Origin of the sequence: Ruegeria denitrificans (genome assembly GCF_001458295.1) — a bacterium.
GTDB lineage: Bacteria > Pseudomonadota > Alphaproteobacteria > Rhodobacterales > Rhodobacteraceae > Ruegeria > Ruegeria denitrificans.
Genome location: NZ_CYUD01000005.1, coordinates 26,556 through 50,892, shown reverse-complemented (window position 1 = coordinate 50,892; position 24,337 = coordinate 26,556). Strand labels below are relative to the sequence as shown.

Genomic DNA, 24,337 nt, shown 5'->3' with positions numbered 1-24,337 from the left:
ACGACCCGACTTAGTTCTGGTAAGTCAGTTGACAATGGATTTTGTATTTTGGATACATTGGGCAGAGATATCGCGATGACACGAGTCGTCTAGGAATGCTCTGACCACAAAGAGCAACGCGAATGTCTGAATAAATTCATTTCTGGGAGACCCACATGAAACTGAAATTGATGGCCGCAACTGCTGCGATGGCCTTGTCGGCTGCCGCGGCACAGGCAAACACCTTGGTGTATTGCTCTGAAGGATCACCCGAAGGGTTTGATCCGGCCCTGTTCACCGCCGGGACGACATTTGATGCGTCTTCGCACCCGATCTACAACCGCTTGCTGGAATTTGAGACAGGCACGACCAACGTCATTCCCGGTCTGGCCGAAAGCGTCGAGGCCAGCGATGACGGTCTTGAATACACGTTCAAACTGCGTCAGGGCGTCAAGTTCCATTCCAATGACGAATTCACCCCGAGCCGCGACTTTAACGCCGATGACGTGATCTTTTCGTTCATGCGTCAAAAGGATGAAGGCCACCCCTTCAATCAGGTATCTGGCGGCACTTGGGAATATTTCCAGGGTATGGGCATGCCGGATCTGGTCGAGTCCATCGAGAAAGTCGACGACTATACGGTCAAGTTTACTCTGACCAAGCCCGAAGCGCCGTTTGTCGCCAATATGGCGATGGATTTTGCCTCAATCCTGTCGGCCGAATACGCCGATGCGATGATGGAAGCGGGCACACCTGAAAAGCTGAACACTGCGCCTATCGGCACTGGTCCGTTTTCGTTCGTGGCCTATCAGAAAGACGCCGTGATCCGCTATGCTCAGAATGCCGACTACTGGAAAGACCCGGCAGATGTCGAAAACCTGATCTTCGCGATCACCCCGGATGCTTCGGTACGTTATCAGAAGCTGAAGGCTGGCGAATGCCACATCATGCCCTATCCGAACCCGGCTGATATTCAGGCGATGCAAGATGATGGCGACATCAATATGATGGAGCAGGAAGGCCTGAACGTCGGTTATCTGGCCTACAACACCACCATGGAACCGTTCGACAATCCGAATGTCCGCAAGGCGCTGAACATGGCGATCGACAAGAATGCCATCATCGACGTGGTGTTCCAGGGCTCGGGCCAGGTGGCCAAGAACCCGATCCCACCAACCATGTGGGGCTATAACGACGCCATCACCGACGACGCCTATGATCCCGAAGCGGCCAAGGCGATGCTGGAAGCCGAAGGTGTTTCCGACCTGTCGATGAAGGTCTGGGCGATGCCTGTACAGCGCCCGTACAACCCGAACGCGCGCCGGATGGCCGAACTGATCCAGGCGGATTTCGCTAAGGTTGGTGTGGATGTTGAAATCGTCTCCTATGAATGGGGTGAGTACCTGTCGCGCTCGAAAGAACTGAACCGGGATGGCGCGGTTCTGCTGGGTTGGACCGGCGACAATGGCGATCCGGATAACTTCCTGGCCGTGCTGCTGGGCTGTGACGGTCGCGAAGCGTCGAACCGCGCACAATGGTGCCACCAGCCGTTCGAAGACCTGATCCTGCAGGCCAAGCAATCCACTGATCAGGCCGAACGCACCAAGCTGTATGAAGACGCGCAAGTCGTCTTCAAAGAACAGGCACCATGGGCCACCATCGCACACTCGGTTGTCTACATGCCGATGAGCAACAAGGTGCAGGGCTACAAAGTGCACCCGCTGGGCGGCCACATCTTCTATGGTGTGAGCGTCGAATAAACCACCACTCACTGACCGGAGCCGCCGAAAGGTGGCTCCGGTTTTCTTTTTTGGGAGGTCGGCCTGAATGCCGGATTTGTCCGAGTACCGTCAACTGGCAAAGGACATGTCAGTAGATGCCGTGGCGCTGGTGCCCGGCCCGAATTTCACCCGCGCTTTGGGAAAACCCTTCATGAGCCACGAGCGGCCCTTTGTGGTCGTGATCCCGGCCGAGGGCGCTCCGGCGGCGATTGTACCAAACCTGGAACTGGGGTCATGGGCTCTGGTTGGGTTTGACGGCGCTGTCTTTGATTGGCGCGATCAGACGGGTTATGACGACGCCTTTGCAGCGTTGGCCGCGCACATGCCTTTGTCGTCGCTGGCAGTGGAAGGTCAGGTAATGCGGGTCTTCGTGTCCAAGGCCCTGACCCGCGCGATGCCGGACCTGCGCATTGTAGACGGCGAACGAGAGATTTCCGGCCTGCGTATCATCAAGACCGATGAAGACATCGCAGCGTTGCAGGCTGCGATTGATATCTCGGAACGTGCGCTGGCGCGTGTCATCGAAGATGTGCGTGTCGGTCAGACCGAGGTTCAGATCGAACAGGCCCTTATTCAAGCGTTGTTTGCCGAAGGGGCGGCTTCGCTTGCTTTTGCGCCGATTATTGCGGCAGGGGACAACTCCGCCCGACCGCATGGCAAGGCGCGCGCGGATTACCGGATCAAAGCTGGCGATGCGTTGCTGTTTGATTTTGGTGCCCGCAAACACGGGTTTGCCGCCGATATCACCCGGACCTTTTTCGTCAAAGAGGTCTCGGATGAGGGCAGGTCGGTCTATGACACAGTTCTGCGCGCCAATCTCGCCGGATTTGAAGCCTGCCGTCCGGGCGTGACGGCGCACGATATCGACGATGCGGTGACAAGCATGCTTGAGGCGTCGCCTTATGCTGACCGAATCCGCACCAAGACCGGACACGGGTTGGGCCGGGACGTGCACGAGGCGCCGTATATCATGCGCGGAAATGACCAGACAATCCACGCAGGCATGGTCTGGACCAACGAGCCGGGCCTTTATGATCTGGACAATTTCGGCGTTCGCATCGAAGATGATGTATTGGTGACCGAAAATGGTTGCCGGTCGTTGACCCGCTTTCCCAAAGATCTCACAATCATAGGTCGCTGATGTTTGGCTACTTTCTTACCCGTTTGGGGATGTTCATCCCGACCTTTCTGGGCGTGACGCTGATTTCCTTCATGTTCATCCGGGTCTTACCGGGCGATCCCATCATCGTCATGGCCGGTGAACGCGGCATGACCGAAGAACGCTATCAGGAGATGGTCGAAAAATTGGGCTTCGACAAACCTGTACTGCAACAATATTGGGACTATCTTGTGGGTGTGCTGCACGGCGATCTGGGTGAAAGCTTTGTCACCAAAAAGCCGGTCTGGGATGAATTTTTTGCGCTGTTTCCGGCCACGTTGGAATTGTCCATATGTGCGATGATCTTTGCTGTGGCGCTGGGGCTGCCTGCTGGCGTGATTGCGGCTGTGAACCGTGGTAAGTTCTTTGACAGGGCGTTGATGTCTTCGGCGCTGGTCGGGTATTCGATGCCAATCTTCTGGTGGGCGCTGCTGCTGATCATCGTGTTTTCGGGCAATCTGGGCTGGACGCCCGTCTCGGGCCGGATCGACCTGTTGTATTACTTTCCCAGTGTCACTGGTTTCATGCTGATTGACAGCCTGTTGTCAGGGCAGGCGGGGGCGTTCGGGTCGGCTGTACGGCACTTGATCCTGCCAACCATCGTTCTGGGTACCATTCCGCTGGCGGTCATTGCACGTCAGACACGCTCGGCGATGCTTGAGGTTTTGGGCGAGGATTATATCCGCACTGCCCGCGCCAAAGGCCTTTCGCCTTCACGGATCAACGGGCTGCACGCGCTGCGCAACGCACTGATACCGGTGATAACGGTGATCGGCCTGTCAGTCGGCACTCTGCTGGCCGGTGCGATCCTGACCGAGACGATCTTTAGCTGGCCCGGCATCGGCAAGTGGATGGTCGACAGCATTTTCCGCCGCGACTACCCGGTGGTTCAGGGCGGTCTGCTGATGATCGCAGTGATTGTCATGCTGGTGAACCTGCTGGTCGATGTTCTTTACGGCATCATCAACCCCAAAATCCGGAGGCGGTGATGGCTGAACTATCCGCAATCCCACCCAAAACCGAAGACCGCCCCAGTGCATTGCGCGAATTTTGGTATTACTTCAGCGAAAACCGCGGGGCGGTTATGGGTCTTTGGGTCTTTGCCGCTTTTGTCTTTTGCGCCGCCTTCGCGCCCCTGTTGGCGCCGTATGATCCGACTGAACAATTTCGCGAACACATCCTGCAGCCGCCCGCGTGGCAAGAGGGCGGCAGCTGGGCCTTCCCGCTTGGCACCGATCCGTTGGGCCGAGATATGCTGTCGCGGCTGATCATGGGGTCACGCTATTCTTTCTTTGTCGGTATCGTCGTGGTCTGTGTGGCCGTGACCGGTGGTGTGATCATCGGCCTGTTGTCCGGTTTTGCACCCAAATGGATAGATACAATGATCATGCGGGTGATGGACATCATCCTGTCCTTCCCGTCGTTATTGCTGGCATTGGTTCTGGTCGCCATCCTTGGCCCGTCGTTGACAAACGCGATGATCGCCATCGCCATCGTGTTTCAACCGCATTACGTGCGGCTGACCCGTGCCTCGGTGCTGTCGGAACGGCAGAAGGACTATGTCACCTCGGCCCGCGTGGCAGGTGCAAGCAAAGCGCGACTGATGTTCAAGACCGTGCTGCCGAACTGTCTGGCCCCAATCATCGTGCAGGCCGCGCTGTCATTCTCGACGGCCATTCTGGACGCCGCCGCGCTTGGCTTTCTGGGCATGGGCGCGCAGCCTCCCACTCCTGAATGGGGCACCATGCTGGCCGAAGCGCGCGAGTTCATTCTGCGCGCCTGGTGGGTGGTGACCTTCCCCGGCCTTGCCATTCTGGTCACCGTGCTGGCGATCAACCTGATGGGTGACGGTCTGCGCGACGCGCTGGATCCGAAACTGAAGCGGAGCTGACGACATGAGCCTGTTGGATATCCGAAACCTCACTGTTGAATTCGCCACCGCTTCGGGCAAGTTCCGCGCCGTGGATGGTGTTGACCTGTCTGTCGACAAGGGTGAGCTTATGGCCATCGTCGGTGAAAGCGGCTCGGGCAAATCCGTGTCGATGCTGGCGCTGATGGGCCTGCTGCCCTGGACCGCCACGATCACCGCCGATCAATTGAGTTTTGAGGGTATCGACCTCACCAAAATCTCGGCCCGTGACCGGCGCAAGATCATCGGCAAGGACATTGCCATGATCTTTCAGGAACCGATGTCGTCGCTGAATCCCTGTTTCACGGTTGGTTTCCAGATCAAGGAAGCCTTGCGTATTCATCTGGGCTTGAACCGCAAGGAACGCCACGAGCGTGCCATTGAGCTATTCGATCAGGTCGGCATTCCGGCCCCCGAAAGCCGCCTGAACACCTTTCCGCACCAAATGTCGGGGGGGATGAACCAGCGCGTCATGATTGCCATGGCCATTGCCTGCAAACCCAAACTTCTGATCGCGGATGAGCCGACAACAGCGCTGGACGTGACCATTCAGGCGCAGATTCTGGACCTGTTGCTCCGTCTGCGTGATGAACAAGGCATGGGTTTGGTTCTGATCACGCACGACATGGGCGTGGTCGCAGAAACAGCCGAACGGGTGCAGGTGCAATATGCCGGCCAAAAAGTCGAGGAACAGCCGGTCAAAGACCTGTTCCGTACTCCGCGTCATCCTTACACAGTGGCTTTGCTGAACGCTTTGCCGGAACGGGCAACCTCGAAACTGCTACCGACAATTCCGGGTGTGGTGCCCGGGCAATTCGACCGGCCAAAAGGCTGCCTGTTTAGCCCCAGATGCCAATATGCTGACGATCTCTGCCGATCTCTGCCACCAACGCCACACAGTGCGGAATTCGGCAAGGCCCGTTGCCATTACGTTGAAAAGATAATCGCCGGAGAACTGGCATGACCGCCCCCATCGTTCAGGCCAGCGCGTTGGCCAGATTCTATACTGTCAAAGGCGGATTGCTGTCGAAACCGGCAACGGTCAAGGCCCTGTCCGGTGTGGATTTTGACCTGCAACCCGGCAAGACGCTGGCCATTGTCGGTGAATCGGGTTGCGGAAAATCCACGCTGGCGCGGGTGGTAACGATGATTGAGGAACCGACCTCGGGCAGCCTGACCATTGATGGGGTCGATATCACCCCGTCGAAATGGGCCCAAATGCGCGAGACGGTGCAGATCGTGTTTCAGGACCCCTATGGCTCGCTCAATCCGCGCCAGCGCATTGGGCAGATTCTGCAGGAACCACTGATCATCAATCGCCCCGACATGTCCGCCGCCGATCGCGAGGCCCGCGCACGTGAGATGATCGACCTAGTAGGCCTACGGCCCGAGCATTACGACCGCTATCCGCACATGTTCTCAGGCGGTCAACGCCAGCGTATCGCCATTGCCCGAGCTCTGATGTTGAACCCTAAGGTGTTGGTGTTGGATGAGCCGGTCTCGGCGCTGGACGTGTCGATTCAATCGCAGATTCTGAACCTGCTGGTTGAATTGCAGGAACGATTGAACCTTGCCTACCTGTTCATCTCGCACGATTTGTCGGTGGTAAAGCACTTCGCCGATGATGTGATCGTCATGTATCTGGGCCGCGCCGTTGAAAAAGCCCCGAAAGAGATGTTGTTTGCCGCTCCTCGGCATCCCTATTCCAAGGCGCTGCTGTCCACGACCCCGCGCGCCGATCCCGAAGCGAAAAAAGATCGGATCAAGCTGGAAGGCGAATTGCCGTCACCGATGAATATCCCCAAGGGCTGTGCTTTTGCGCAGCGATGCTGGCTGGCCACCGAAGAATGCCGCACCGCACCACCTGACTTGAGTGGGGACACCCATCAGGTTGCGTGCTTGCACCCGCTGGACTGATCGCGCCTAGTCGCCTTTGCGCGTCGCAGTGATCATGGCCAGCAATTGTTCCTTGGTGCGCTGAATGTGCCGGATCAGTAGGTAACAGGCATCATCGACCCGGCCCGTGCGAGCCAGCGATAACAGCTCGCGGTGGTCTTTTTTGGCCGGTTCGCGCTGCTCCATAACGCTTAGATGCATGCGGACGTAACGGTCGGACTGCACGTTGACCCGCTGTAGGATTTCGTTGCTCAGCCCTCGACCGGCGGCGGCGTAAAGTGCCATGTGATATTCATTGTTCAGACTGCCCCACCGGCCCACATCATAGGCGTCATACGACTTTTCCATCTCGTCCAGAATTCGCTCGCATTCGTCAAAATTGACGGCAGTCATCTGTTGAATGGCACGCTTGAACAGGTCCACCTCAAGCAGGACGCGCAGGTCGAAAATCTCTCCGATCTCAGACAGGGAATGCGATGTGACTGACGCGCCTCGGTTGTTGGTTAGTTGCACGAGGCCCTCAGCATCCAACCGTTTCAATGCCTCGCGGATTGGCATGCGAGAGACGTCATAATCCTCGGCCAGAGCCTCTTGCCGAATGGTTTCGCCTTCGGCCATTTCACCGCTCAGAATCCGCTCACGCAGGTCGTTGGTGATAACGTCGGGCAGGCTTTGTCGGGGGATCGCGCGCGTTTTGGGCATTCACTTCGTCTCGGGTATTGGAAACTTGTATCCAAAATACAAAATCACTGACCGATTTCCAAGCCCCTTGCAATAAGGATAACAATTAGGTGTCGCACAGATTCTGACGGACCCTAAGCAGGGAATTCTTTGGTACGAAAATGGCTTTCTGACAGCACTAGACGATATGCAGGTTTTTTGACGAATTTATCCATGAAACAACAACAGCGGCTTAAGAAAGATGGACAGGACCATGAATACATCCGACATTCGCAACGAAGGCATGCGCATCGGAGGACAGGTTGTTTTCACCGAAGCCACGGTGCCTGTACGTTATCCTTATACGAATGAAGTCGTTGGCACGGTTCCTGCAGGCAAGGCCAAACACGCGCGTCAGGCTTTTGAAATCGCTGCAAATTACACCCCCAGCCTTACCAGGTACGAGCGCAACCAGATTTTACAGCGCACCAGCGTGTTGATCGGTGACAAACGCGACTATCTGGCGAAATGGCTAACGCTGGAGCTGGGCATTTGCCACCAGCACGCGATTTATGAAACCAAGCGGGCGCAGGATGTTTTTCAGTTCGCCGCTGCTGAGGCGCTGAAAGATGATGGCGAGGTTTTTTCGTGCGATCTGACACATAATGGCAAGGCGCGGAAGATTTTCACCAAACGCGAGCCAGTCAAAGCCATCAGTGCCATCACGCCCTTCAACCACCCGCTGAACATGGTCAGTCACAAGATTGCCCCATCGATTGCCACCAACAACTGTATGGTCTGCAAGCCGACCGAACTGACTCCTCTGACGGCATTGACGCTGGCCGACATCCTGTACGAGGCGGGATTGCCGCCCGAGATGTTCCAAATTGTCACCGGCTGGCCGCAGGATATTGGCGATGAGATGATCACCAATGAAAATATCGACATCATCACTTTCACCGGCGGTGTTCCGGTGGGCAAGATGATCGCGGAGAAAGCGGGCTTCAAACGTCAGGCGCTTGAGCTTGGAGGCAACGATCCTCTGATCGTTCTGAACGACCTGAGCGACACCGATCTGGATAAGGCCGCCGCCATCGCCGTGGCCGGGGCCACCGGCAATTCCGGACAGCGTTGCACCGCGATCAAACGTATTCTCGTGCAAGACAGCGTGGCAGACAAATTTGTGCCGCTGGTTCTGGAAAAGGCCAAGGCCATTCGCTTTGGCGATCCGCAAGACCCTGAAACGCAACTGGGCTGCGTGATCCATGCCGAGGCTGCGGAACTGTTCGAACAGCGTGTCTATATGGCCGAGGGTAAGGGCGCGGAAATCCCCTATCACCCCGGTCGGCAGGGCGCGCTTTTGCCGCCGATTGTTGTGGACAAGGTTCCACATACCTGCGAGCTGGTGATGGAAGAAACCTTCGGCCCCATTATACCCATCGTCCGCGTGCCAGATGATGACGCGAAGGTCATGGAAATCTCGAACGGTACAGCGTTTGGTCTGTCCTCGGGCGTGTGCACCAACGATCTAAACCGCGCGATTGCCTATATCAATGGCCTGAATGTCGGTTCCTGCAACATCTGGGAACAACCCGGATACAGGATCGAAATGTCGCCCTTTGGAGGCATCAAGGATAGCGGCAACGGGGTCAAGGAAGGGGTCATCGAAGCGATGAAGTTTTTCACCAACGTCAAAACCTATTCCTTGCCCTGGCCAGAATAGCTACCTGAACGGGGCTCAACCTTGCACAACGTTTTGACGTTGCGCCCCAAGCCCGTCGATTCCCAGCTCCATCCTGTCACCGGGTTTCAGATAAACCTGCGGGTTCTGTCCCATACCCACACCTGGCGGCGTCCCGGTTGAAATTACATCCCCTGGCTGCAGTGACATGAACTGTGACAGATGTGAGATGACCGTCGCCACACTGAAATGCATCGTGCTCGTCGAGCCATTCTGGAAACGGTGCCCATTGACCTCAAGATACATCGGCAGGTTTTGTGGGTCGGCGATCTCATCCCGGGTCACCAACCAAGGCCCGATGGGGCCGAACGTGTCGGCTGACTTGCCTTTGACCCACTGACCCGAGCGGTGGAGTTGAAAATCCCGTTCGGACAGATCGTTGACCACACAATACCCAGCCACATGGTCCAGCGCCTTGGCTTCGGAGACGTATTTGGTGTGTTTGCCAATAACGACGCCCAGTTCAACCTCCCAATCGGTTTTGACCGATCCGCGCGGGATTTCGACCGTGTCGTTCGGCCCCATGATCGCCGAGGTTGCTTTGAAAAAGACCACCGGTTCAGCGGGCAGGTCCAGACCGCTTTCGGCGGCGTGATCGGCATAGTTCAAGCCGATACAGACGAATTTACCAACATTTCCGACGCAAGCCCCGATGCGCGGGTCACCATCGACAACAGGCAAGGCACCTAGATCGAGATCGCGCAGCCGAGCCAGACCCTCATCACCAAGTACCACGCCCGAGATATCGTCGACGACCCCCGACAGATCGCGGATTTTACCGACTTCATCCAAAATACCGGGCTTTTCCGCACCAACCGGTCCATAACGTAACAGCTTCATCTTCCGTTCCTTTTCAACTCAGATGGTCCAGCCGCCGTCGATGGCAAGGGGCTGTCCCGTGGTGTATTTGCTGGCGTCACTGGCAAGATAAAGCGCAAGCTCTGCAACTTCCTCGGCCGTTCCGATCCGGCCCATCGGCTGGCGCGCGATGAAGTCGGTCATGGCCTGATCATAGTCGCCGGTGGCCCGTAATCGGTCGTGCAGACTGGGGCTGTCGACCGTGCCGGGGCAAATCGCATTGCATCGGATGCCCTGGGTGACGAAGTCGGCGGCAATTGACTTGGTCAACCCGATTACCGCCGCCTTGGACGTGCAGTAGACGAACCGGTTCGGGACGCCTTTTATTGACGACGCGACAGAGGACATGTTGATGATCGACCCGCCACCATTTTGCAGCATCGCGGGCAGAGTCAGTCGGATCAACCGGTACATTGCCTTAACGTTGAGGTCGAAACTAAAATCCCATTCTGCCTCTTCACAGTCCAGGATCGTTCCCCCGGCCACAAAGCCTGCGCAATTGAACAAAATGTCCAGCGGCGGCAATTCGGTGACGGCCGCCTGAACCGTATTCGCCTCGGTGACGTCCAGCTTCAGCGTCCGGATACCGGGAACCTTGGCCATTTCGGCCAAAGCGGCTTCGTTAATATCGCAGGCAATGACCTGAGCGCCTTCGGCGGCAAATAACTCGGCTGAGGCCCGGCCTATTCCCTGGCCCGCTGCAGTGATCAGGGCAGTTTTGCCAGATAGTCGGTTCGTTTGGGGGATTGTTGTCATTTCGGTCCTCACAATTTGTCCGGCAGCAGATTAGCGGGGATGTTTTGGTAACAGACCGGACGCAGAAAGCGCCGGATCGACAGGGTGCCAACCGAGGTTGCACCGAAATTGGTCGAGGCGGGGTAGGGGCCGCCATGAACCATGCTGTCACAGACCTCGACTCCTGTGGGAAAGCCATTTGCCAGCAATCGACCGGCCTTGCGTTCCAGAACAGGCACCAGTTTGCGCGCGGTCTCAGCATCGTCCGCATCCATGTGAAGGGTGCAGGTCAACTGCCCTTCGATCGCGCCGGCGATGTCCAGCATTTGATCTTCGTCGCGCACGCGCACGATGATACCGGCGGGGCCAAAAACCTCATGATGCAGACTGTCATCGGCCACCCAATCTTCGCCCGAGACGGAAAACAGGTTCGGCGCTGCCTGCCGCGGAGCGCTTTCATTTCTGACAATGTGCGAAACACCGGTCCCGGCCGCAAAGTCTGCCACGCCTTTGCGGTACGCGTCCGAGATGCCGTTGGTGAGCATGGTCTGTTCTGCCGTCTCATTCAGGGCTGTCTGTGCAGCAAATTGCAGAGCCTCAGCATCCGGCCCGTCGACCACGATGGCGATGCCGGGGTTGGTGCAAAATTGTCCGGCCCCCATGGTCAGAGAACCAGCCCAGCCGGTTCCAATCTCTGCTCCGCGCGTGGCGGCGGCTCTGGGCAGAACGAACATCGGATTGACCGAGCCCAGCTCGCCAAAAAACGGAATAGGCTCGGGGCGTTGGGCGCACAGATCGAACAGCGCTCGCCCGGCGCGCAGTGATCCTGTGAATCCAACGGCCCGGATCAGCGAGTGCTGGGCCAGTGCCGTTCCAACCCCAATCCCGTCGCTTTGAATCAACGAAAACGTACCCGCTGGGTTGCCGGTCGCTTTCACGGCGGCATCAATCGCCTGCGCGACGATCTCGCCCGTGCCGGGATGGGCCGGGTGACCTTTAACAATAACCGGACACCCTGCAGCCAAGGCCGCCGCCGTGTCCCCGCCGGCAACTGAAAACGCCAGTGGGAAGTTCGACGCCCCAAACACTGCGACGGGGCCCAGAGGGCGTTGGATCATACGTAAGTCCGGTCGCGGCAGGGGGGCGCGATCCGGTAAGGCAGGGTCGTGGCGTTTATCCAGATATTCCCGGGCCTCGATGTGATCAGCGAACAGGCGCAGCTGGCCAACGGTACGTCCACGCTCACCCTGCAATCGAGCCTCGGGCAGCCCGGTTTCCTGACAGCCGATCTGAGTGATGGCGTCGCCCCGTGCGTCGATCTCATCCGCGATCCGGTACAACAGCGCTGCGCGCTTGCCGCGGGTGGACCAGCCGAAGGTGGCAAACGCCTCTTCCGCGGCCTGTGCTGCTGCATCCACATGCGCGGGCGTTCCCACGGCAAACTCGTGGCTGGGCCCATGCGCGGGGTCCGAGGCAAAGGTCGCCTCGGACCCAACCCATTCGCCCGCAATCAGGTGTTTTCCGGTCAACATGTTCTAGTCTCACTTAAATCAGGCCGCGCGCGGCAAGGTTTCGCATCAGGTGGGATGCGCCGAACGTCCATTCGGGGCAATCCGTCGACAGGCGCACCCTGTTGGTCAGCGCGCCCAGTTTTTCATTAGAAATCGTAACGATATCGCCCAGCTTGTGGGTGAACCCACCCCCAGGCGTATCGCGATCCTGCGTTGGCGCAAAGAGGGTTCCCAGGAACAACATCAATCCATCCGGATACTGGTGATGCCGCCCGATCGTTTGCGCCACAAGGTCAAGTGGGTCACGGCTAATTTGCGCCATCGAGGAGTGGCCCGTAAGCTCAAACCCGTCCGGGCCGGTCACGGTCAGGGACAGATCGGCGCTGCGAACAGTGTCCAGAGTGAACTGCTCGTCGAACAGGCGGATCATTGGCCCGATGGCACAAGACGCGTTGTTGTCCTTGGCCTTGCTTAGCAACAGGGCTGAGCGTCCCTCGACATCGCGCAGATTGACGTCATTGCCTAGCGTTGCGCCCTTGATCTGACCTTGCGAGGTGACGGCCAGAACCACTTCAGGTTCGGGATTGTTCCAGGTCGAAATCGGGTGCAGACCCACATCTGCGCCAAAACCCACCGACGACAGTACCTGCGCTTTGGAGAATACTTCGGCATCGGGGCCGATCCCAACCTCAAGATACTGGCTCCATAATCCTTCAGAGATCAGAGCCTCTTTGACATGCATGGCCGCGTCAGAGCCCGGCACGATATCAGTCAGGCTGTCCCCGATGCGGGCGCCGATACGCGCTCGGATCGCGTCAGCCCTGCCGGGGTCGCCCGCGGCTTGTTCCTCGATCACGCGTTCCACCATGGACCCTGCAAAGGTCACGCCGCAGGCCTTGATCGCCTGAAGATCGCAGGGTGCGAGCCACTGGTGTCCGTCGCTCAAATGTCCCAGCACTTCACCCGATGCAGTCCGCGTGTAAGATAGCGCGTCGTCCCGTTCCAGAACATCACGCACGGTGGGCGCTGTTTTGGACGTAATATCAAAAAGCTGATCGTCACGCAGGGTCACAACAGACGGACCAATGCCCGGTCGTTCCACACGCCCCAGCCACAATCCGCTGGTGTCAAGTTCCGGAAATTTCATCCTAACCTCTGAGGTTATAGGCTAGGGCGGCATTGCCCCCCAACACCGCATTGCGTTCGGTTTCGGACAGTGCGATCAGCAGTTCGTCTGTGGCGTCAAGCCAGCGCTGATAGCTGCTGGCCAAAGTGCAGACCGGCCAGTCGCTGCCCCAGATCAGACGCGACGGGCCGAATTTGTCCAGCAAATGATCGACATAGGGGCGCAGATCGTCGACGGTCCAATCCGTTTCGGCCTCGGTGACCAGCCCGGACAATTTGCACCAGGCGCTGGTATCACTGGCGAGTGCAGCCATGTCCTCGGCCCATCCGGCGATCACCCCATCACGGATCAAGGGTTTAGAGGCGTGGTCGATGACCACCCGCATCTGCGAATGACGTTCCAAAAGCTGGCGCAGCGGACCAAGATGCACTGGCAGGGTCAGCGCGTCAAAGGTCAGGTCATGCCGTCGCACCGCCTCGAATGCCGGGGTGAGCGCGGTCTCCGTCATCCAGAGCGGGTTAGAAATGTCTTGAATCATGGGCCGCAATCCGACGAAAGCCGGGTGCGTGGACAAGGCCTCAATCTGCGCAGGAGCATCGGTGGCTGCGAAATCCACCCAGCCGACTACGCCTTTGATAAACGAAGTTTGTTCGGCGAGAGATAGCAGGTATTCAGTTTCGGCCGCTGTCGGTGCGGCCTGTACCAGAATAGTGCCTTCGATCCCTGCTGTTGCGAGCAGGGGTGCCAGATCCTCGGGCATGAAATCCCGGTAGACCGCGGGCAGATCAGGTGTAAGCCAACCGTAATCACCCCGGGCCAGTAACCAGAAATGCTGATGCGCGTCGATCTTCATCCAATCACGCCTTTTTTGAGGATGATATTGCCGTAGAGCCTGCGTTCTCCGGTCTGAACGACCGCAAAGGCATGGGCCGCGCGGTCGTAAAAGGCAAACCGCTCAATCCCCTGAATTTGGGCTGGGTTATCGGCTGTCGCATCTATAATACGCTGAAAGTCGGCGACGGCTTCGGGCACGGCCTCAGCGTCGCCGACAACCTGCATTGTTACCACCGGATCGGGCACGAACGTGTCCAGCGGCGTTACAGATAGAACTGCCTGCAGCATCTCACTGGCCGAGGAACCATCGGCGCGAATACAGTCGGGACCAAGGCTGGAGCCCGGGAAATTTGCATCCGCTATCACGATCTCATCTCCATGCCCCATTGCTCGAAGGGCATATAGCAATTCAGGTGACAGAAGCGGGTCGATGTCACGCAGCATTGGCGGCCTCGGTCGGTAAGGGCGCGTCAGGGCGGATCAATCCCTCACTACGCAAATCAGACCACAGGCCAACTGGAATGTTCCGATCCATCAAGGCCACATTGGCCTGAACTTCTGCCACGTTGACAGCTCCGGGCACAACAGTTTTGACGGCAGGGTGCCCCAGAACAAACTGCAAGGCAGCTGCGATCAGCGGAGTGTTATGTGCAGCGCAGACAGCTTCGATCTTACGCACGCGATCCAGAATTTCGTCAGGCGCGTCGGCGTAGTTGTATTTCGCGCTTGGCACCGCGCCAGTGGCCAGGATGCCCGAGTTATAGGGCCCGCCCAGAATGATCCCTACATCGCGCCGTTCGCAAAGCGGCAGAAAACTGTCCAAAGCTTCTTGTTCCAGCAACGTATACCGACCGGCTAGCAGAAAACCGTCGAAATCACCTAGCCCAAGCAGCCTCTCGCAGACCTGCCATTCGTTCACACCGGCACCGATTGCGGCGATCTCTTCGGCATCGCGTAATTCGACCAGGGCCTTGTACCCGCCGCCGTCGAAAAGCTCTCGCACTTTGGCATCCGACATTTCCTGACTGCCCTGGCTGAAGACACACACGTCATGCACCAGCAGGATATCGGAATTCGCCACACCGATCCGGTTGCGACTGGCTTCATAGGACCGCATCACCCCGTCATAGGTGTAATCGAACACGATGCGTTTTTGCGGGACGTCTACAAAAGCTTCGGGCGTTACCTCATGCGGTTCGCAATCCAGTAGTAGACGCCCGATCTTGGTCGATAGTTGAATATTCTCGCGCCCAAACCGCGCGATTGCCTTGCCAAAGCGGTGCTCGGACCGGCCCAACCCGTATTGCGGGGCAGTGTCAAAGAACCGGATACCCGCATCGTAAGCCGCCTGCAAAGCTGCATGCGCATCCTCATCAGAAACTTTACGATAAAGGTTGCCCAAAGGTGCACCGCCAAACCCCATGCGCGTCAGAGGCACGGGGCGTGTGGTTCGATGGTTCAGAAGTTCGGTTTGCGAAACGGTCATCCTGCCTCTCGTGCCGGTTGTGTGGTGATGTTGAAAAGATACGGCCTCTCGTCCATCAGAACTTTAATCCGCGGCATCAATTGTCCCAGATGGCGCCGCATGGCTGCCTGGGCTACCAGTTCGTTTTGGTCCAGAATGGCGGTGTGAATGGCACGGTGTTCGGCCAGTGTTTCGGCGACGCGCCCCGGCGTCGGTAACAAAAGCATTCGGGCGCGGCTGACTTGCAGGGAAACGGTCTGCGCCACATCCCCCAAGCGCTTGAAGCCGGTAAATTCCATCAACAGAGCGTGGAATTCTTCGTCTGCCTGATAGAAGCCCGGAATATCTTCGTCCTCGATCAGCAGTTCCTGCAGGCGCATGTTGCGACTGAGCCGCTTGCGCTGATCCTCGGTTAGGTCGCGCGCGACTTTGGCGACGGTTGCCAGCTCAAGCGCTTCACGCAGAAACATCCCCTCGCGGATTTCCGGCATCGAAAAATAGGAAACACGGGTGCCCGATTGCGGCACCACATCCACAAGCCCTTCACCCGCCAATCTGGCAATCGCCTCGGTCACAGGGGCGCGGGACACGCCCAACCTTTCGCAGATCGGGGCCTTTCTGAGGATTGCTCCAGGCGGGAAGTCCAGCGACAGGATGGCCTGTTTGATGGCCTGATAGACCCGCTGCGCCAATGAGCCGTCATCAGATGAAATATCGCGCAAAAGCTGCGCGTCGATGTCTTGTGGTTTAGTCATGATCTCGATCTATCATACTAACATGTTAGTTGACAAGTACGTGATCACGCCTTAGCAATCTGGGCAAGCAAGCGGGGAGAGGATGCAAGCAACCCATGAAAATAAGGCCCCCCGGACGGCGACTCGCGACACGGTCAAACTGAACCCCTGTGACAATGTCGTGATCGCCCTGCGGGATTTGCAGGCCGACGAGCAGCCATTTGGCGTGCCAGTGCCGCTGACCAATTCGGTGTCTCGCGGGCACAAGATCGCGGCTGCTGCTATTGCTGAGGGTGAGAATGTCATTCGCTACGGCCAGATCATCGGGCAGGCTAAAGCGGATATCCGACCTGGTGAGCATGTCCACGTTCACAACCTTGGGATGGGTGCACATCAACAGGATTATGCCCATGCCAGCGCGAACACGCCCTTGGCGATGATTAATGAGGGCCGCACATTTCAAGGCTTTCACCGTGCAGACGGTAAAATCGGAACGCGCAACTACGTTGGTATTCTGACCACCGTGAACTGCTCGGGTTCTGTTGCGCGTTTCATTGCTGAAGCTGCCGAGAAATCCGGTCTTTTGGACGAATTCCCAAATGTCGACGGCGTGGTTCCAATCGTGCACGGGACCGGCTGCGGCATGTCTGGCAAGGATGAGGGATATGCCACCCTGTTCCGAACGTTGGCCGGGTACGCACAACATCCGAACTTTGCAGGTATCTTGCTGATCGGGTTGGGGTGCGAGGTCATGCAAGTCGCAGATTTGGTTGGCGGACGCCCCATCCGGCAGGATGGCGTACTGCGCTATATGACCATCCAGAACGAGGGCGGCACACGCCGCACAATTGAACGCGGGCTGGAAGAGCTGCGTGGGATTGCCGAACTGGCCAACCAAGCCACCCGGCAACCTGCGCCCGTCAGTGCGATTACGGTCGGGATGCAATGCGGTGGCTCGGACGGCTATTCCGGGATCACCGCAAACCCGGCGCTGGGATATGCATCGGACCTTTTGGTCCGCCATGGTGGTACGACGATCCTGTCGGAAACCTCGGAAATCTACGGTGCCGAGCATTTGCTGACCCGCCGCGCGGAAACCCCCGAAGTGGGCCAGAAACTGATCGGCCGCATTCATTGGTGGGAAGATTACACCGCCCGCAATGGCGGTGAAATGGACAACAATCCCAGCCCCGGCAACAAGCGCGGCGGATTGACTACCATTCTGGAGAAATCACTGGGGGCTGTGGCCAAAGGTGGTACCGCACCGCTGCGCGATATCTACAAATTTGCTGAGATGATCGACAAAAAGGGCTTTGTTTTTATGGATAGCCCGGGTTTTGATCCGTGCTCGGTCACTGGGCAGGTGGCCGCGGGTGCGAACCTGATCGTGTTCACCACCGGGCGGGGCTCGGTCTCGGGCTATCAGCCGACACCATGCGTCAAGCTGGCCACCAATTCGGAAATGTACACGCGCATGGCCGAGGACATGGACCTGAATTGCGGCGACATCGTCACCGACGGGGTCAGTATCGAGGCCAAAGGCGAAGAACTGTTCGAAATTCTGATCCGAGTCGCATCCGGCGAGAAAACCAAAAGCGAAGAGCTTGGCTTTGGGGGCGTTGAATTCGTGCCCTGGCAAATCGGTGCGGTGATGTAATCCACGCACGGCCCAAGGAGAGAGGGGCCTATGGGAGAAGAGATGGCAAAACTGGTCGACATGACGGGGATTGATAAGCATTTCCCCGGTGTGCACGCGCTGAAATCCGTGCAGTTCGATCTGTATTCGGGTGAGGTTCACGCGCTAATGGGCGAGAACGGCGCCGGGAAAAGCACGCTGATGAAAGTCCTATCGGGCATTTATCAGCGTGATGGGGGCAGTCTGAAGATCGAAGGACGCACGGCCAGTCCCCAAACCCCGCGCGAGGCGCAGGATCTAGGCATTGGCATCATCCATCAGGAATTGAGCTTGATGAATGATCTGACGGTTGCGCAAAACATCTTTATCGGGCGCGAACCGCGCAAGCGTTTTGGCCGTTTGGATGACGTGGCGCTGAATGCACGCACGGCCGAGATTTTCGAGTCGATGAACCTGACCCTCGACCCCAAGGCGCTGGTCGGCAGCCTGACTATCGCCAAGCAGCAGATGGTCGAGATTGCCAAGGCGTTGTCTTACCGGTCCAAGGTTCTGATCATGGACGAGCCGACGGCCGCCCTAAATGACGTCGAGATTGCCGAGCTTTTCGTGATCATCCGTCGCCTTAAGGACGAGGGCGTGGGCATCGTTTATATCAGCCACAAAATGGATGAGCTGAAGCAGATCGCCGACCGCGTCACCGTCATGCGGGATGGTGAATATGTAGGGACCGTGGATGCGGCGGATACCCCGATCAGTCAGATCATTGCTATGATGGTCGGACGGGAAGTGAACGAGGAGCCTCTGGAAGTGCCGGATTTGGGGGATGCCGAGATATCCTTGCAGGTCAGCGGCCTGAGCCGCAGCAAAGATATTCACGATGTCAGCTTCTCGGTCCAGAAGGGTGAAATTCTGGGCTTTGCCGGTCTGATGGGGGCAGGGCGGACTGAAGTGGCGCGCGCCATATTCGGTGCCGATCCAAAGGACAGCGGCGACATTCGCGTGCATGGCAAACCGACCTCGATCAAATCCCCGAAGGACGCGGTGCGGGCGGGGATCGGTTACCTCTCCGAGGATCGCAAGCATTTCGGCCTGGCGACGGGTATGAACGTGCGGGACAACATTGCCTTGGCCTCGATGGACCTGTTCACCGGATCGGGTGGAATACTGAACGACGGTGAAATCGGCACTGCAGCCAAGAGCTTTATACATCAACTTGGAATCCGTACGCCCTCGGACGTACAAGAGGTTCGGCTGCTGTCGGGGGGCAACCAGCAAAAGGTAGTCATCGCCAAATGGCTGCTGCGTGATTGCGACATCCTGATTTTTGACGAACCCACCCGCGGCATCGACGTGGGCGCAAAATCCGAGATTTACAAACTGCTCGAAGAACTGGCCGGGCAGGGCAAGACAATCATCGTGATCTCATCCGAACTGCCCGAGATCATGCGCCTGAGCCATCGCATCGCCGTGATGTGCGAGGGCCGGCTGACCGGCATTCTGCCCGGCGGAAAAGACACCACTCAGGAAGACATCATGCATCTGGCCACCCAACGTACGGCGGCCATGCAGGTAACAGGGACAGCGCAATGACCACAGCAACGGATATCGACAAGAAAAAGCCCCTTGCGGGCCTGTCGGAAAGCGGCGCGTATCAAAAACTGTTGGCCTTCGCCAGTTTGATCGCCCTGCTGATCGGGTTTTCCATCGCCTCGCCGAACTTCATGCAGACCTCGAACATGATCGCGATTTTGCAGGCGACTTCGGTGAATGGAGTCCTCGCGGTGGCGGCAACCCTGATCATAATCACTGGCGGGATCGACCTGTCGCTGGGCACGATGATGACCTTCTGCGCGGTGATCGCGGGCGTCGTGCTGACCTATCTGGGGATGCCCTTGTTGCTGGGTGTGGCGGCTGCCATCGGGGCTGGCGCTCTTTGCGGCCTGTGTTCAGGCACGTTCGTGGCCAAGATGAAAATCCCGCCTTTTATTGCCACGCTGGGCATGATGCTGATCCTCAAGGGCCTGTCACTGGTGATCTCCGGTACCCGCCCGATTTATTTCAACGACACGCCGGGGTTCGATCAAATCTCGCGCGGATCGCTGATCGGAGAGGTGTTTCCGGCCCTGCCCATCCCCAACGGGGTGCTGATCCTGTTCTTGGTGGCGATAGCGGCATCTTACATTCTAGGGCGCACGGTGCTGGGGCGGTACACTTTTGCGCTGGGATCGAACGAAGAGGCTGTGCGCTTGTCGGGCGTGAACACCGATCTTTGGAAAATGCGTATTTACGCGCTGGCCGGTGCAATTTGCGGCATTGCCGGAATCCTGATCGCCTCGCGTCTGAATTCGGCACAGCCCGCGCTGGGTCTGGGATACGAGCTGGAAGCTATCGCCGCAGTTGTGATTGGCGGCACGTCCCTGTCCGGTGGGCGCGGTACGATCTTAGGCACGCTGATCGGCGCACTGATCATGGCAGTGCTGACCAACGGGCTGCGGGTGCTGTCAGTGGCGCAGGAATGGCAGACCGTCGTGACCGGCGCGATTATTATACTGGCCGTTTATGCCGACATGGCGCGCCGCAAAAAGTCGGGATGACTGAAACTTCAAACCAAAGACAATACAATCAAATGGAGGAGGAAATCATGTTTACACGTCGGTTTATTCTGGGGGCGATCAGTGCCGCCACCCTTACGGTCCCGGCCTCAATGGCTATGGCTGAGGATATCTATATCCCGTTGGTCTCGAAAGGCTTCCAACATCAGTTCTGGCAGGCCGTGAAATCCGGTGCGGAACAGGCAGCCGATGAATATGGCGTGACCATCACCTTTGAAGGCCCCGACAATGAGACCATGGTGGATCGCCAGATCGACATGCTGGCCGCGGCACTGGCCAACAATCCCAAGGCCATCGGTTTTGCCGCGCTGGACAGCCAGGCCGCCATTCCGCTGCTGAAACAGGCCAATGAGAAAGGCATCCCGATCATCGCCTTTGATAGCGGCGTCGACAGCGATATCCCGGTCTCGACCGCGACCACCGACAACTTGGCGGCGGCGGCTCTGGCTGCGGATAAGATGGCTGAAAAAATCGGTGGCAAGGGCAAGGTTGCAGTGGTTGCTCATGACCAGACTAGCCGTACAGGTATCGACCGCCGCGACGGGTTCGTGAACCGTATCGCCGAGCAATACCCCGATATCGAGGTTGTCACGGTTCAATATGGTCAGGGGGATCATCTGAAATCCACAGAAGTGACCAAGGCCATCCTGACTGCAAATCCTGACTTGAATGGCATTTTCGGAACCAATGAAGGGTCTGCCATCGGCGTGGTGAACGGGGTGCAGGAACTGGGAACCGAAGGGCTGGTGATCATTGGCTACGACAGCGGGAAGGCACAGAAAGATGCGATCAAAAGCGGGTTGATGGCAGGCGCCATCACGCAAAACCCGGTTGGCATCGGTTATGAAACTGTCAAAGCCGCCGTCGCCGCCATGAATGGCGAGGATGTGCCGGCGCTGATCGACACTGGTTTCTACTACTATGACGCCTCAAACATCGACGATCCGAAAATCTCTGCCGTCCTCTACGACTAAAAGCAATACCCGGCCCGTCCGCAAATGGCGGGCCGGATTTCCTACAGGTAGAGCATCGGTGCATTTCTGCCGGACCACCTGTTTTCTCATTTCATGTTTCATGCATATGTGTGTTAGTCTTTGGGTCGTATATTTTCTGATATTAGTTAAAGGTAGTTGATCCATTGCCAGACAAATCCAACAGCGTATTCACGTTACGTCCACTGGAAAAAGCAGATCTGGAGGTCATCACACCCTGGTTTCAGGATATCGAGGACCTTAGCCGATTTGATCGGACGTCGCGAATTCCGCTCAACCTTATTCAGACCGAAGAAATTTGGCGCGAAAATTTTAGTCCTTCGGGCAAAAATGGGAGCTGCTGGTTCGTCGTTGAATCCGACAGTGGACAGGCTATGGGAATTGTCGGGCTCGAAGCAATTTCTCTGGTCAACCGGGATGCGGTCATCGCCATGTTTGTTGAAAAATCAGCGCGCCGTTTGGGTCTTGCGATCAGGGCAACAGCGCTGCTTGCGGATTTCGCCTTCCGTCAGCTTGGTCTGAACCGGCTCACTTCGTATTACAGACAGGACAATCATATCAGTCGCGATCTTGTGGAACGACTGGGCTGTCAGGTCGAAGGAACCATGCGGCAAGCCTGGTTCGCTGACGGGACCTTTCGCGATATGATCGTGGTGGGCCTTCTAAGCCAGGATTGGGTGAATAGAAGGCTGATCCTTGCGAAAGAGGTAAGCCCTGAAACTATTGTAACTTTTGGGTCAAAAGGCTGCCCAAGCTGGTCTTGGCCACCACAGGTTGATAAGTGTGACTAACGGGGTGTGCTAACACTGTCCAAGCGCAAAAGCCCATTTTGCTATAAAGTGACAATAGGGTTCGAACGCAGCCCCTTAGACGAGTTATGAATGTGAACACCACAAGTCCAAACTCTTCCATAACGCAGAAGCTGGGTGTCGTCTTGTTTGCCGACGTTGTCGGATATTCTCGTCTGATGAGCGAGAATGAGCTGGACACCTACAACGCGTTGAAATCATTGATTTACCAACTTGAGGAAACCTGCGCGCGCTTTCAGGGCCGGGTGGTCGAGGTGCGCGGCGATGGTATTCTGGCCCTGTTCGAAACCGCCACCAGCGCAGTGGAGTTCGGGGTTGAACTGCATCGCATCGCCAGCCAACACAACCAGGATCGCGCAGAAAATCAACGAATCAATTTTCGCGCGGGTGTCCATCTGGGCGAAATTCTAATCGACGATCGCGGTATACACGGCGACAATGTCAATATAGCGGCGCGGCTTCAGGAAATTGCTGAACCTGAAAGGGTTTACGTCAGTTCCGCCGTTTACGATCAGGTCTGTAATCGGCTGCGTTATGGCTATGAATTTCTCGGGCCAAAGCAGCTGAAGAACATCCTTTCACCCATCGCGACCTATTGCGTCCGCAGTGAGGTTGCAGGTGCTACCATGGCCGGAACGATGCGGCCGGACATGCCGGGTAATATCCTCGAGCGTCCCGACTCGCCTTCAGTGGCCATTCTGCCTTTCAGCAGCCAGAGCGGGGATGAATCCGACAGCTGGATTGCCGAAGGGCTGACCGATGACATCATCATGAACCTGTCCAAGTTCCGCAATCTGTTCGTGATCGCGCGGAACTCGTCCTTTTTCTTCAAGGCACAGGGTATGCCTCCGAAGGAAGCGGCGCAAAAACTGAATGTGCGCTATATCGCGCGCGGCAGTGTACGTCGTTCAGCCAGCCGTATCCGGATAACAGCGGAACTGGTTGATGCCACCACCGAGCGCACCATCTGGGGTGAGCGTTTCGATCGCAAGATCGACGATATTTTCGATATTCTCGATGAGGTGACAGAGTGCATCGTGGCGGCAACCGCAGTGATGATCGAGTCGCATGAAAAGCGTCGGATGATACAATCGGCCCCGTCCGACCTAGAGGCCTATGGATCCGTACTGCAAGGCCAGCATCACATCTTCAAATATACCAGGAACGACAACCAGAAGGCGCAAAACTATTATCAGAACGCGCTTGATCGGGATGGAGGCTATGCCCGCGCTGCCGCCGCCCTGTCGCGGACGCTGAATATCAACTGGCGCTATTCCTGGTCCGAAGATCCCACAAAAGCGCTGGATCAGGCGCTGACCTTCGCGCGACGCGCGATTGAACTGGACCCGACCGATGCGCGTGGATTTGGTGAGTTGGGTTATGTACACCTGTACCGCAAAGAACATGATGCTGCGTTGCAGTCCTACAAACGAGCTTTGGCGTTGAACCCGAATGATGCAGATATGCATTCAGACTACGCGGATGCGCTGGCTCATTACGGCGACAACGAAATGGCAATCACACATCTTCAACAGGCGATGCGGTTGAATCCTTATTTTCCGGACCAGTATCTGTGGCATTTGGGTGGGGCGTATTTCAACCTCCACCGCTATCAAGACGCCATCGGTGCCGTCAACAAGATGAACAATCCCACGGAAGGGCAGCGTCTGTTGGCGGCAAGCTATGCACAGCTTGGCCAAACCGACATTGCCCGTCAGATTGCAGACAAGCATCGCGCAGCACATCCGAACTTTTCACTAGCTCGGTGGGAAACCGTTCAGCCGGACAAGCTGGAAGAAGACACACAACACTTTGTTGAGGGCCTGAAAAAGGCAGGTTTCTGAAAAAGAAAGGCCCTGCTGAGCAGGGCCTGAATTCATTGTCAGTTGTGGTTTTAATC

Annotated in this window: 22 protein-coding genes; 13 read left to right on the top strand and 9 right to left on the bottom strand. The window is 57.2% G+C overall.

The genetic code is table 11. From position 1 onward, the window contains the following. The first annotated feature begins 155 nt into the window (after nucleotides 1-155). From RUE5091_RS08730 to RUE5091_RS08705, 6 genes are all read left to right on the top strand, one after another. A complete protein-coding gene (locus RUE5091_RS08730) occupies nucleotides 156-1,739 on the top strand; it encodes an ABC transporter substrate-binding protein (RefSeq protein ID WP_058281528.1) in 1,584 nt (527 codons plus the stop codon). Nucleotides 1,740-1,806: 67 nt separating this feature from the next. Continuing rightward, nucleotides 1,807-2,901 carry a M24 family metallopeptidase gene (locus tag RUE5091_RS08725; protein ID WP_058281527.1) on the top strand — a complete coding sequence of 365 codons (1,095 nt, stop codon included), beginning with the start codon at nucleotides 1,807-1,809 and terminating at the stop codon, nucleotides 2,899-2,901. Continuing rightward, the gene (locus RUE5091_RS08720; RefSeq protein WP_058281526.1) at nucleotides 2,901-3,908 is read left to right on the top strand and encodes an ABC transporter permease subunit; all 1,008 of its coding nucleotides are present in this window, start codon (nucleotides 2,901-2,903) and stop codon (nucleotides 3,906-3,908) included. The genes RUE5091_RS08725 and RUE5091_RS08720 overlap by 1 nt, the downstream gene beginning before the upstream one ends. Beyond that, the gene (locus RUE5091_RS08715) at nucleotides 3,908-4,810 is read left to right on the top strand and encodes an ABC transporter permease subunit (RefSeq protein WP_058281525.1); all 903 of its coding nucleotides are present in this window, start codon (nucleotides 3,908-3,910) and stop codon (nucleotides 4,808-4,810) included. The genes RUE5091_RS08720 and RUE5091_RS08715 overlap by 1 nt, the downstream gene beginning before the upstream one ends. 4 nt (nucleotides 4,811-4,814) lie before the next feature. Then, on the top strand, nucleotides 4,815-5,792 hold the full coding sequence (locus RUE5091_RS08710; protein ID WP_058281524.1) for an ABC transporter ATP-binding protein: 978 nt from the start codon (nucleotides 4,815-4,817) through the stop codon (nucleotides 5,790-5,792). Beyond that, nucleotides 5,789-6,745: an ABC transporter ATP-binding protein gene (locus RUE5091_RS08705; protein WP_058281523.1), complete on the top strand. Its 957-nt coding sequence runs from the start codon at nucleotides 5,789-5,791 to the stop codon at nucleotides 6,743-6,745. The genes RUE5091_RS08710 and RUE5091_RS08705 overlap by 4 nt, the downstream gene beginning before the upstream one ends. Nucleotides 6,746-6,751: 6 nt before the next feature. Here the strand turns inward: RUE5091_RS08705 and RUE5091_RS08700 are convergent, their stop codons facing one another. Then, entirely contained in the window at nucleotides 6,752-7,426 is a 675-nt protein-coding gene (locus RUE5091_RS08700; RefSeq protein WP_058281522.1) for a GntR family transcriptional regulator, read from the bottom strand. A gap of 232 nt (nucleotides 7,427-7,658) precedes the next feature. On the opposite strand from RUE5091_RS08700, the gene phnY reads away from it, so the two are divergent. Beyond that, a complete protein-coding gene (gene phnY, locus RUE5091_RS08695) occupies nucleotides 7,659-9,107 on the top strand; it encodes a phosphonoacetaldehyde dehydrogenase (RefSeq protein WP_082643609.1) in 1,449 nt (482 codons plus the stop codon). Nucleotides 9,108-9,122: 15 nt separating this feature from the next. On the opposite strand, the gene RUE5091_RS08690 is transcribed toward phnY, so the two are convergent. Genes RUE5091_RS08690 through RUE5091_RS08655 form a run of 8 tightly spaced genes read right to left on the bottom strand, consistent with a single transcriptional unit; the run spans nucleotide 9,123 to nucleotide 16,409 of the window. Then, on the bottom strand, nucleotides 9,123-9,965 hold the full coding sequence (locus RUE5091_RS08690) for a fumarylacetoacetate hydrolase family protein (RefSeq protein WP_058281520.1): 843 nt from the start codon (nucleotides 9,963-9,965) through the stop codon (nucleotides 9,123-9,125). 18 nt (nucleotides 9,966-9,983) lie between these two features. Beyond that, on the bottom strand, nucleotides 9,984-10,739 hold the full coding sequence (locus RUE5091_RS08685) for an SDR family oxidoreductase (protein ID WP_058281519.1): 756 nt from the start codon (nucleotides 10,737-10,739) through the stop codon (nucleotides 9,984-9,986). Nucleotides 10,740-10,747: 8 nt separating this feature from the next. Next, a complete protein-coding gene (locus RUE5091_RS08680) occupies nucleotides 10,748-12,250 on the bottom strand; it encodes an aldehyde dehydrogenase (NADP(+)) (protein ID WP_058281518.1) in 1,503 nt (500 codons plus the stop codon). A gap of 13 nt (nucleotides 12,251-12,263) precedes the next feature. Continuing rightward, nucleotides 12,264-13,376: a fumarylacetoacetate hydrolase family protein gene (locus RUE5091_RS08675; RefSeq protein WP_058281517.1), complete on the bottom strand. Its 1,113-nt coding sequence runs from the start codon at nucleotides 13,374-13,376 to the stop codon at nucleotides 12,264-12,266. A gap of 1 nt (nucleotide 13,377) precedes the next feature. Next, the gene (locus tag RUE5091_RS08670) at nucleotides 13,378-14,208 is read right to left on the bottom strand and encodes an amidohydrolase family protein (protein WP_058281516.1); all 831 of its coding nucleotides are present in this window, start codon (nucleotides 14,206-14,208) and stop codon (nucleotides 13,378-13,380) included. Next, nucleotides 14,205-14,633, bottom strand: coding sequence for an L-fucose mutarotase (gene fucU / locus RUE5091_RS08665; protein WP_058281515.1), 429 nt, complete (start codon nucleotides 14,631-14,633; stop codon nucleotides 14,205-14,207). The genes RUE5091_RS08670 and fucU overlap by 4 nt, the downstream gene beginning before the upstream one ends. Further along, nucleotides 14,623-15,675 (bottom strand): aldo/keto reductase, encoded by a 1,053-nt coding sequence (locus tag RUE5091_RS08660; protein ID WP_058281514.1) that lies wholly within the window; start codon nucleotides 15,673-15,675, stop codon nucleotides 14,623-14,625. Before RUE5091_RS08660 ends, fucU begins: the two co-directional genes overlap by 11 nt. Continuing rightward, a complete protein-coding gene (locus RUE5091_RS08655; RefSeq protein WP_058281513.1) occupies nucleotides 15,672-16,409 on the bottom strand; it encodes a GntR family transcriptional regulator in 738 nt (245 codons plus the stop codon). Before RUE5091_RS08655 ends, RUE5091_RS08660 begins: the two co-directional genes overlap by 4 nt. 82 nt (nucleotides 16,410-16,491) lie before the next feature. Here RUE5091_RS08655 and RUE5091_RS08650 point away from each other — a divergent pair, with 82 nt between their 5' ends. The 6 genes from RUE5091_RS08650 (at nucleotide 16,492) to RUE5091_RS08625 (ending at nucleotide 24,281) form a co-directional block, all read left to right on the top strand. Continuing rightward, nucleotides 16,492-18,045 (top strand): UxaA family hydrolase, encoded by a 1,554-nt coding sequence (locus RUE5091_RS08650; protein WP_058281512.1) that lies wholly within the window; start codon nucleotides 16,492-16,494, stop codon nucleotides 18,043-18,045. A 42-nt stretch (nucleotides 18,046-18,087) separates the two neighbouring features. Continuing rightward, nucleotides 18,088-19,614 (top strand): sugar ABC transporter ATP-binding protein, encoded by a 1,527-nt coding sequence (locus tag RUE5091_RS08645; protein WP_058281761.1) that lies wholly within the window; start codon nucleotides 18,088-18,090, stop codon nucleotides 19,612-19,614. Beyond that, nucleotides 19,611-20,618, top strand: coding sequence for an ABC transporter permease (locus tag RUE5091_RS08640; protein ID WP_058281511.1), 1,008 nt, complete (start codon nucleotides 19,611-19,613; stop codon nucleotides 20,616-20,618). Before RUE5091_RS08645 ends, RUE5091_RS08640 begins: the two co-directional genes overlap by 4 nt. Nucleotides 20,619-20,665: 47 nt before the next feature. After that, a complete protein-coding gene (locus tag RUE5091_RS08635) occupies nucleotides 20,666-21,610 on the top strand; it encodes an ABC transporter substrate-binding protein (RefSeq protein ID WP_058281760.1) in 945 nt (314 codons plus the stop codon). A gap of 164 nt (nucleotides 21,611-21,774) precedes the next feature. Then, nucleotides 21,775-22,419 (top strand): GNAT family N-acetyltransferase, encoded by a 645-nt coding sequence (locus RUE5091_RS08630; RefSeq protein ID WP_058281510.1) that lies wholly within the window; start codon nucleotides 21,775-21,777, stop codon nucleotides 22,417-22,419. A gap of 86 nt (nucleotides 22,420-22,505) precedes the next feature. Further along, complete coding sequence (locus tag RUE5091_RS08625) at nucleotides 22,506-24,281, top strand: tetratricopeptide repeat protein (protein ID WP_058281509.1); 1,776 nt, start codon at nucleotides 22,506-22,508, stop codon at nucleotides 24,279-24,281. Nucleotides 24,282-24,337: the final 56 nt, after the last annotated feature.

Excerpts from the sequence above, each read along its gene's own strand:
- RUE5091_RS08705 (WP_058281523.1), top strand. The coding sequence starts at position 5,789 with ATGACCGCCCCCATCGTTCAGGCCAGCGCGTTGGCCAGATTCTATACT.
- RUE5091_RS08710 (WP_058281524.1), top strand. The coding sequence starts at position 4,815 with ATGAGCCTGTTGGATATCCGAAACCTCACTGTTGAATTCGCCACCGCT.
- fucU (WP_058281515.1), bottom strand. The coding sequence starts at position 14,633 with ATGCTGCGTGACATCGACCCGCTTCTGTCACCTGAATTGCTATATGCC.
- RUE5091_RS08655 (WP_058281513.1), bottom strand. The coding sequence starts at position 16,409 with ATGACTAAACCACAAGACATCGACGCGCAGCTTTTGCGCGATATTTCA.
- RUE5091_RS08690 (WP_058281520.1), bottom strand. The coding sequence starts at position 9,965 with ATGAAGCTGTTACGTTATGGACCGGTTGGTGCGGAAAAGCCCGGTATT.
- RUE5091_RS08650 (WP_058281512.1), top strand. The coding sequence starts at position 16,492 with ATGCAAGCAACCCATGAAAATAAGGCCCCCCGGACGGCGACTCGCGAC.
- RUE5091_RS08625 (WP_058281509.1), top strand. The coding sequence starts at position 22,506 with ATGAATGTGAACACCACAAGTCCAAACTCTTCCATAACGCAGAAGCTG.
- RUE5091_RS08720 (WP_058281526.1), top strand. The coding sequence starts at position 2,901 with ATGTTTGGCTACTTTCTTACCCGTTTGGGGATGTTCATCCCGACCTTT.
- RUE5091_RS08725 (WP_058281527.1), top strand. The coding sequence starts at position 1,807 with ATGCCGGATTTGTCCGAGTACCGTCAACTGGCAAAGGACATGTCAGTA.
- RUE5091_RS08715 (WP_058281525.1), top strand. The coding sequence starts at position 3,908 with ATGGCTGAACTATCCGCAATCCCACCCAAAACCGAAGACCGCCCCAGT.
- RUE5091_RS08675 (WP_058281517.1), bottom strand. The coding sequence starts at position 13,376 with ATGAAATTTCCGGAACTTGACACCAGCGGATTGTGGCTGGGGCGTGTG.
- RUE5091_RS08730 (WP_058281528.1), top strand. The coding sequence starts at position 156 with ATGAAACTGAAATTGATGGCCGCAACTGCTGCGATGGCCTTGTCGGCT.
- RUE5091_RS08660 (WP_058281514.1), bottom strand. The coding sequence starts at position 15,675 with ATGACCGTTTCGCAAACCGAACTTCTGAACCATCGAACCACACGCCCC.
- RUE5091_RS08685 (WP_058281519.1), bottom strand. The coding sequence starts at position 10,739 with ATGACAACAATCCCCCAAACGAACCGACTATCTGGCAAAACTGCCCTG.
- phnY (WP_082643609.1), top strand. The coding sequence starts at position 7,659 with ATGAATACATCCGACATTCGCAACGAAGGCATGCGCATCGGAGGACAG.
- RUE5091_RS08670 (WP_058281516.1), bottom strand. The coding sequence starts at position 14,208 with ATGAAGATCGACGCGCATCAGCATTTCTGGTTACTGGCCCGGGGTGAT.
- RUE5091_RS08640 (WP_058281511.1), top strand. The coding sequence starts at position 19,611 with ATGACCACAGCAACGGATATCGACAAGAAAAAGCCCCTTGCGGGCCTG.
- RUE5091_RS08645 (WP_058281761.1), top strand. The coding sequence starts at position 18,088 with ATGGCAAAACTGGTCGACATGACGGGGATTGATAAGCATTTCCCCGGT.
- RUE5091_RS08680 (WP_058281518.1), bottom strand. The coding sequence starts at position 12,250 with ATGTTGACCGGAAAACACCTGATTGCGGGCGAATGGGTTGGGTCCGAG.
- RUE5091_RS08635 (WP_058281760.1), top strand. The coding sequence starts at position 20,666 with ATGTTTACACGTCGGTTTATTCTGGGGGCGATCAGTGCCGCCACCCTT.
- RUE5091_RS08700 (WP_058281522.1), bottom strand. The coding sequence starts at position 7,426 with ATGCCCAAAACGCGCGCGATCCCCCGACAAAGCCTGCCCGACGTTATC.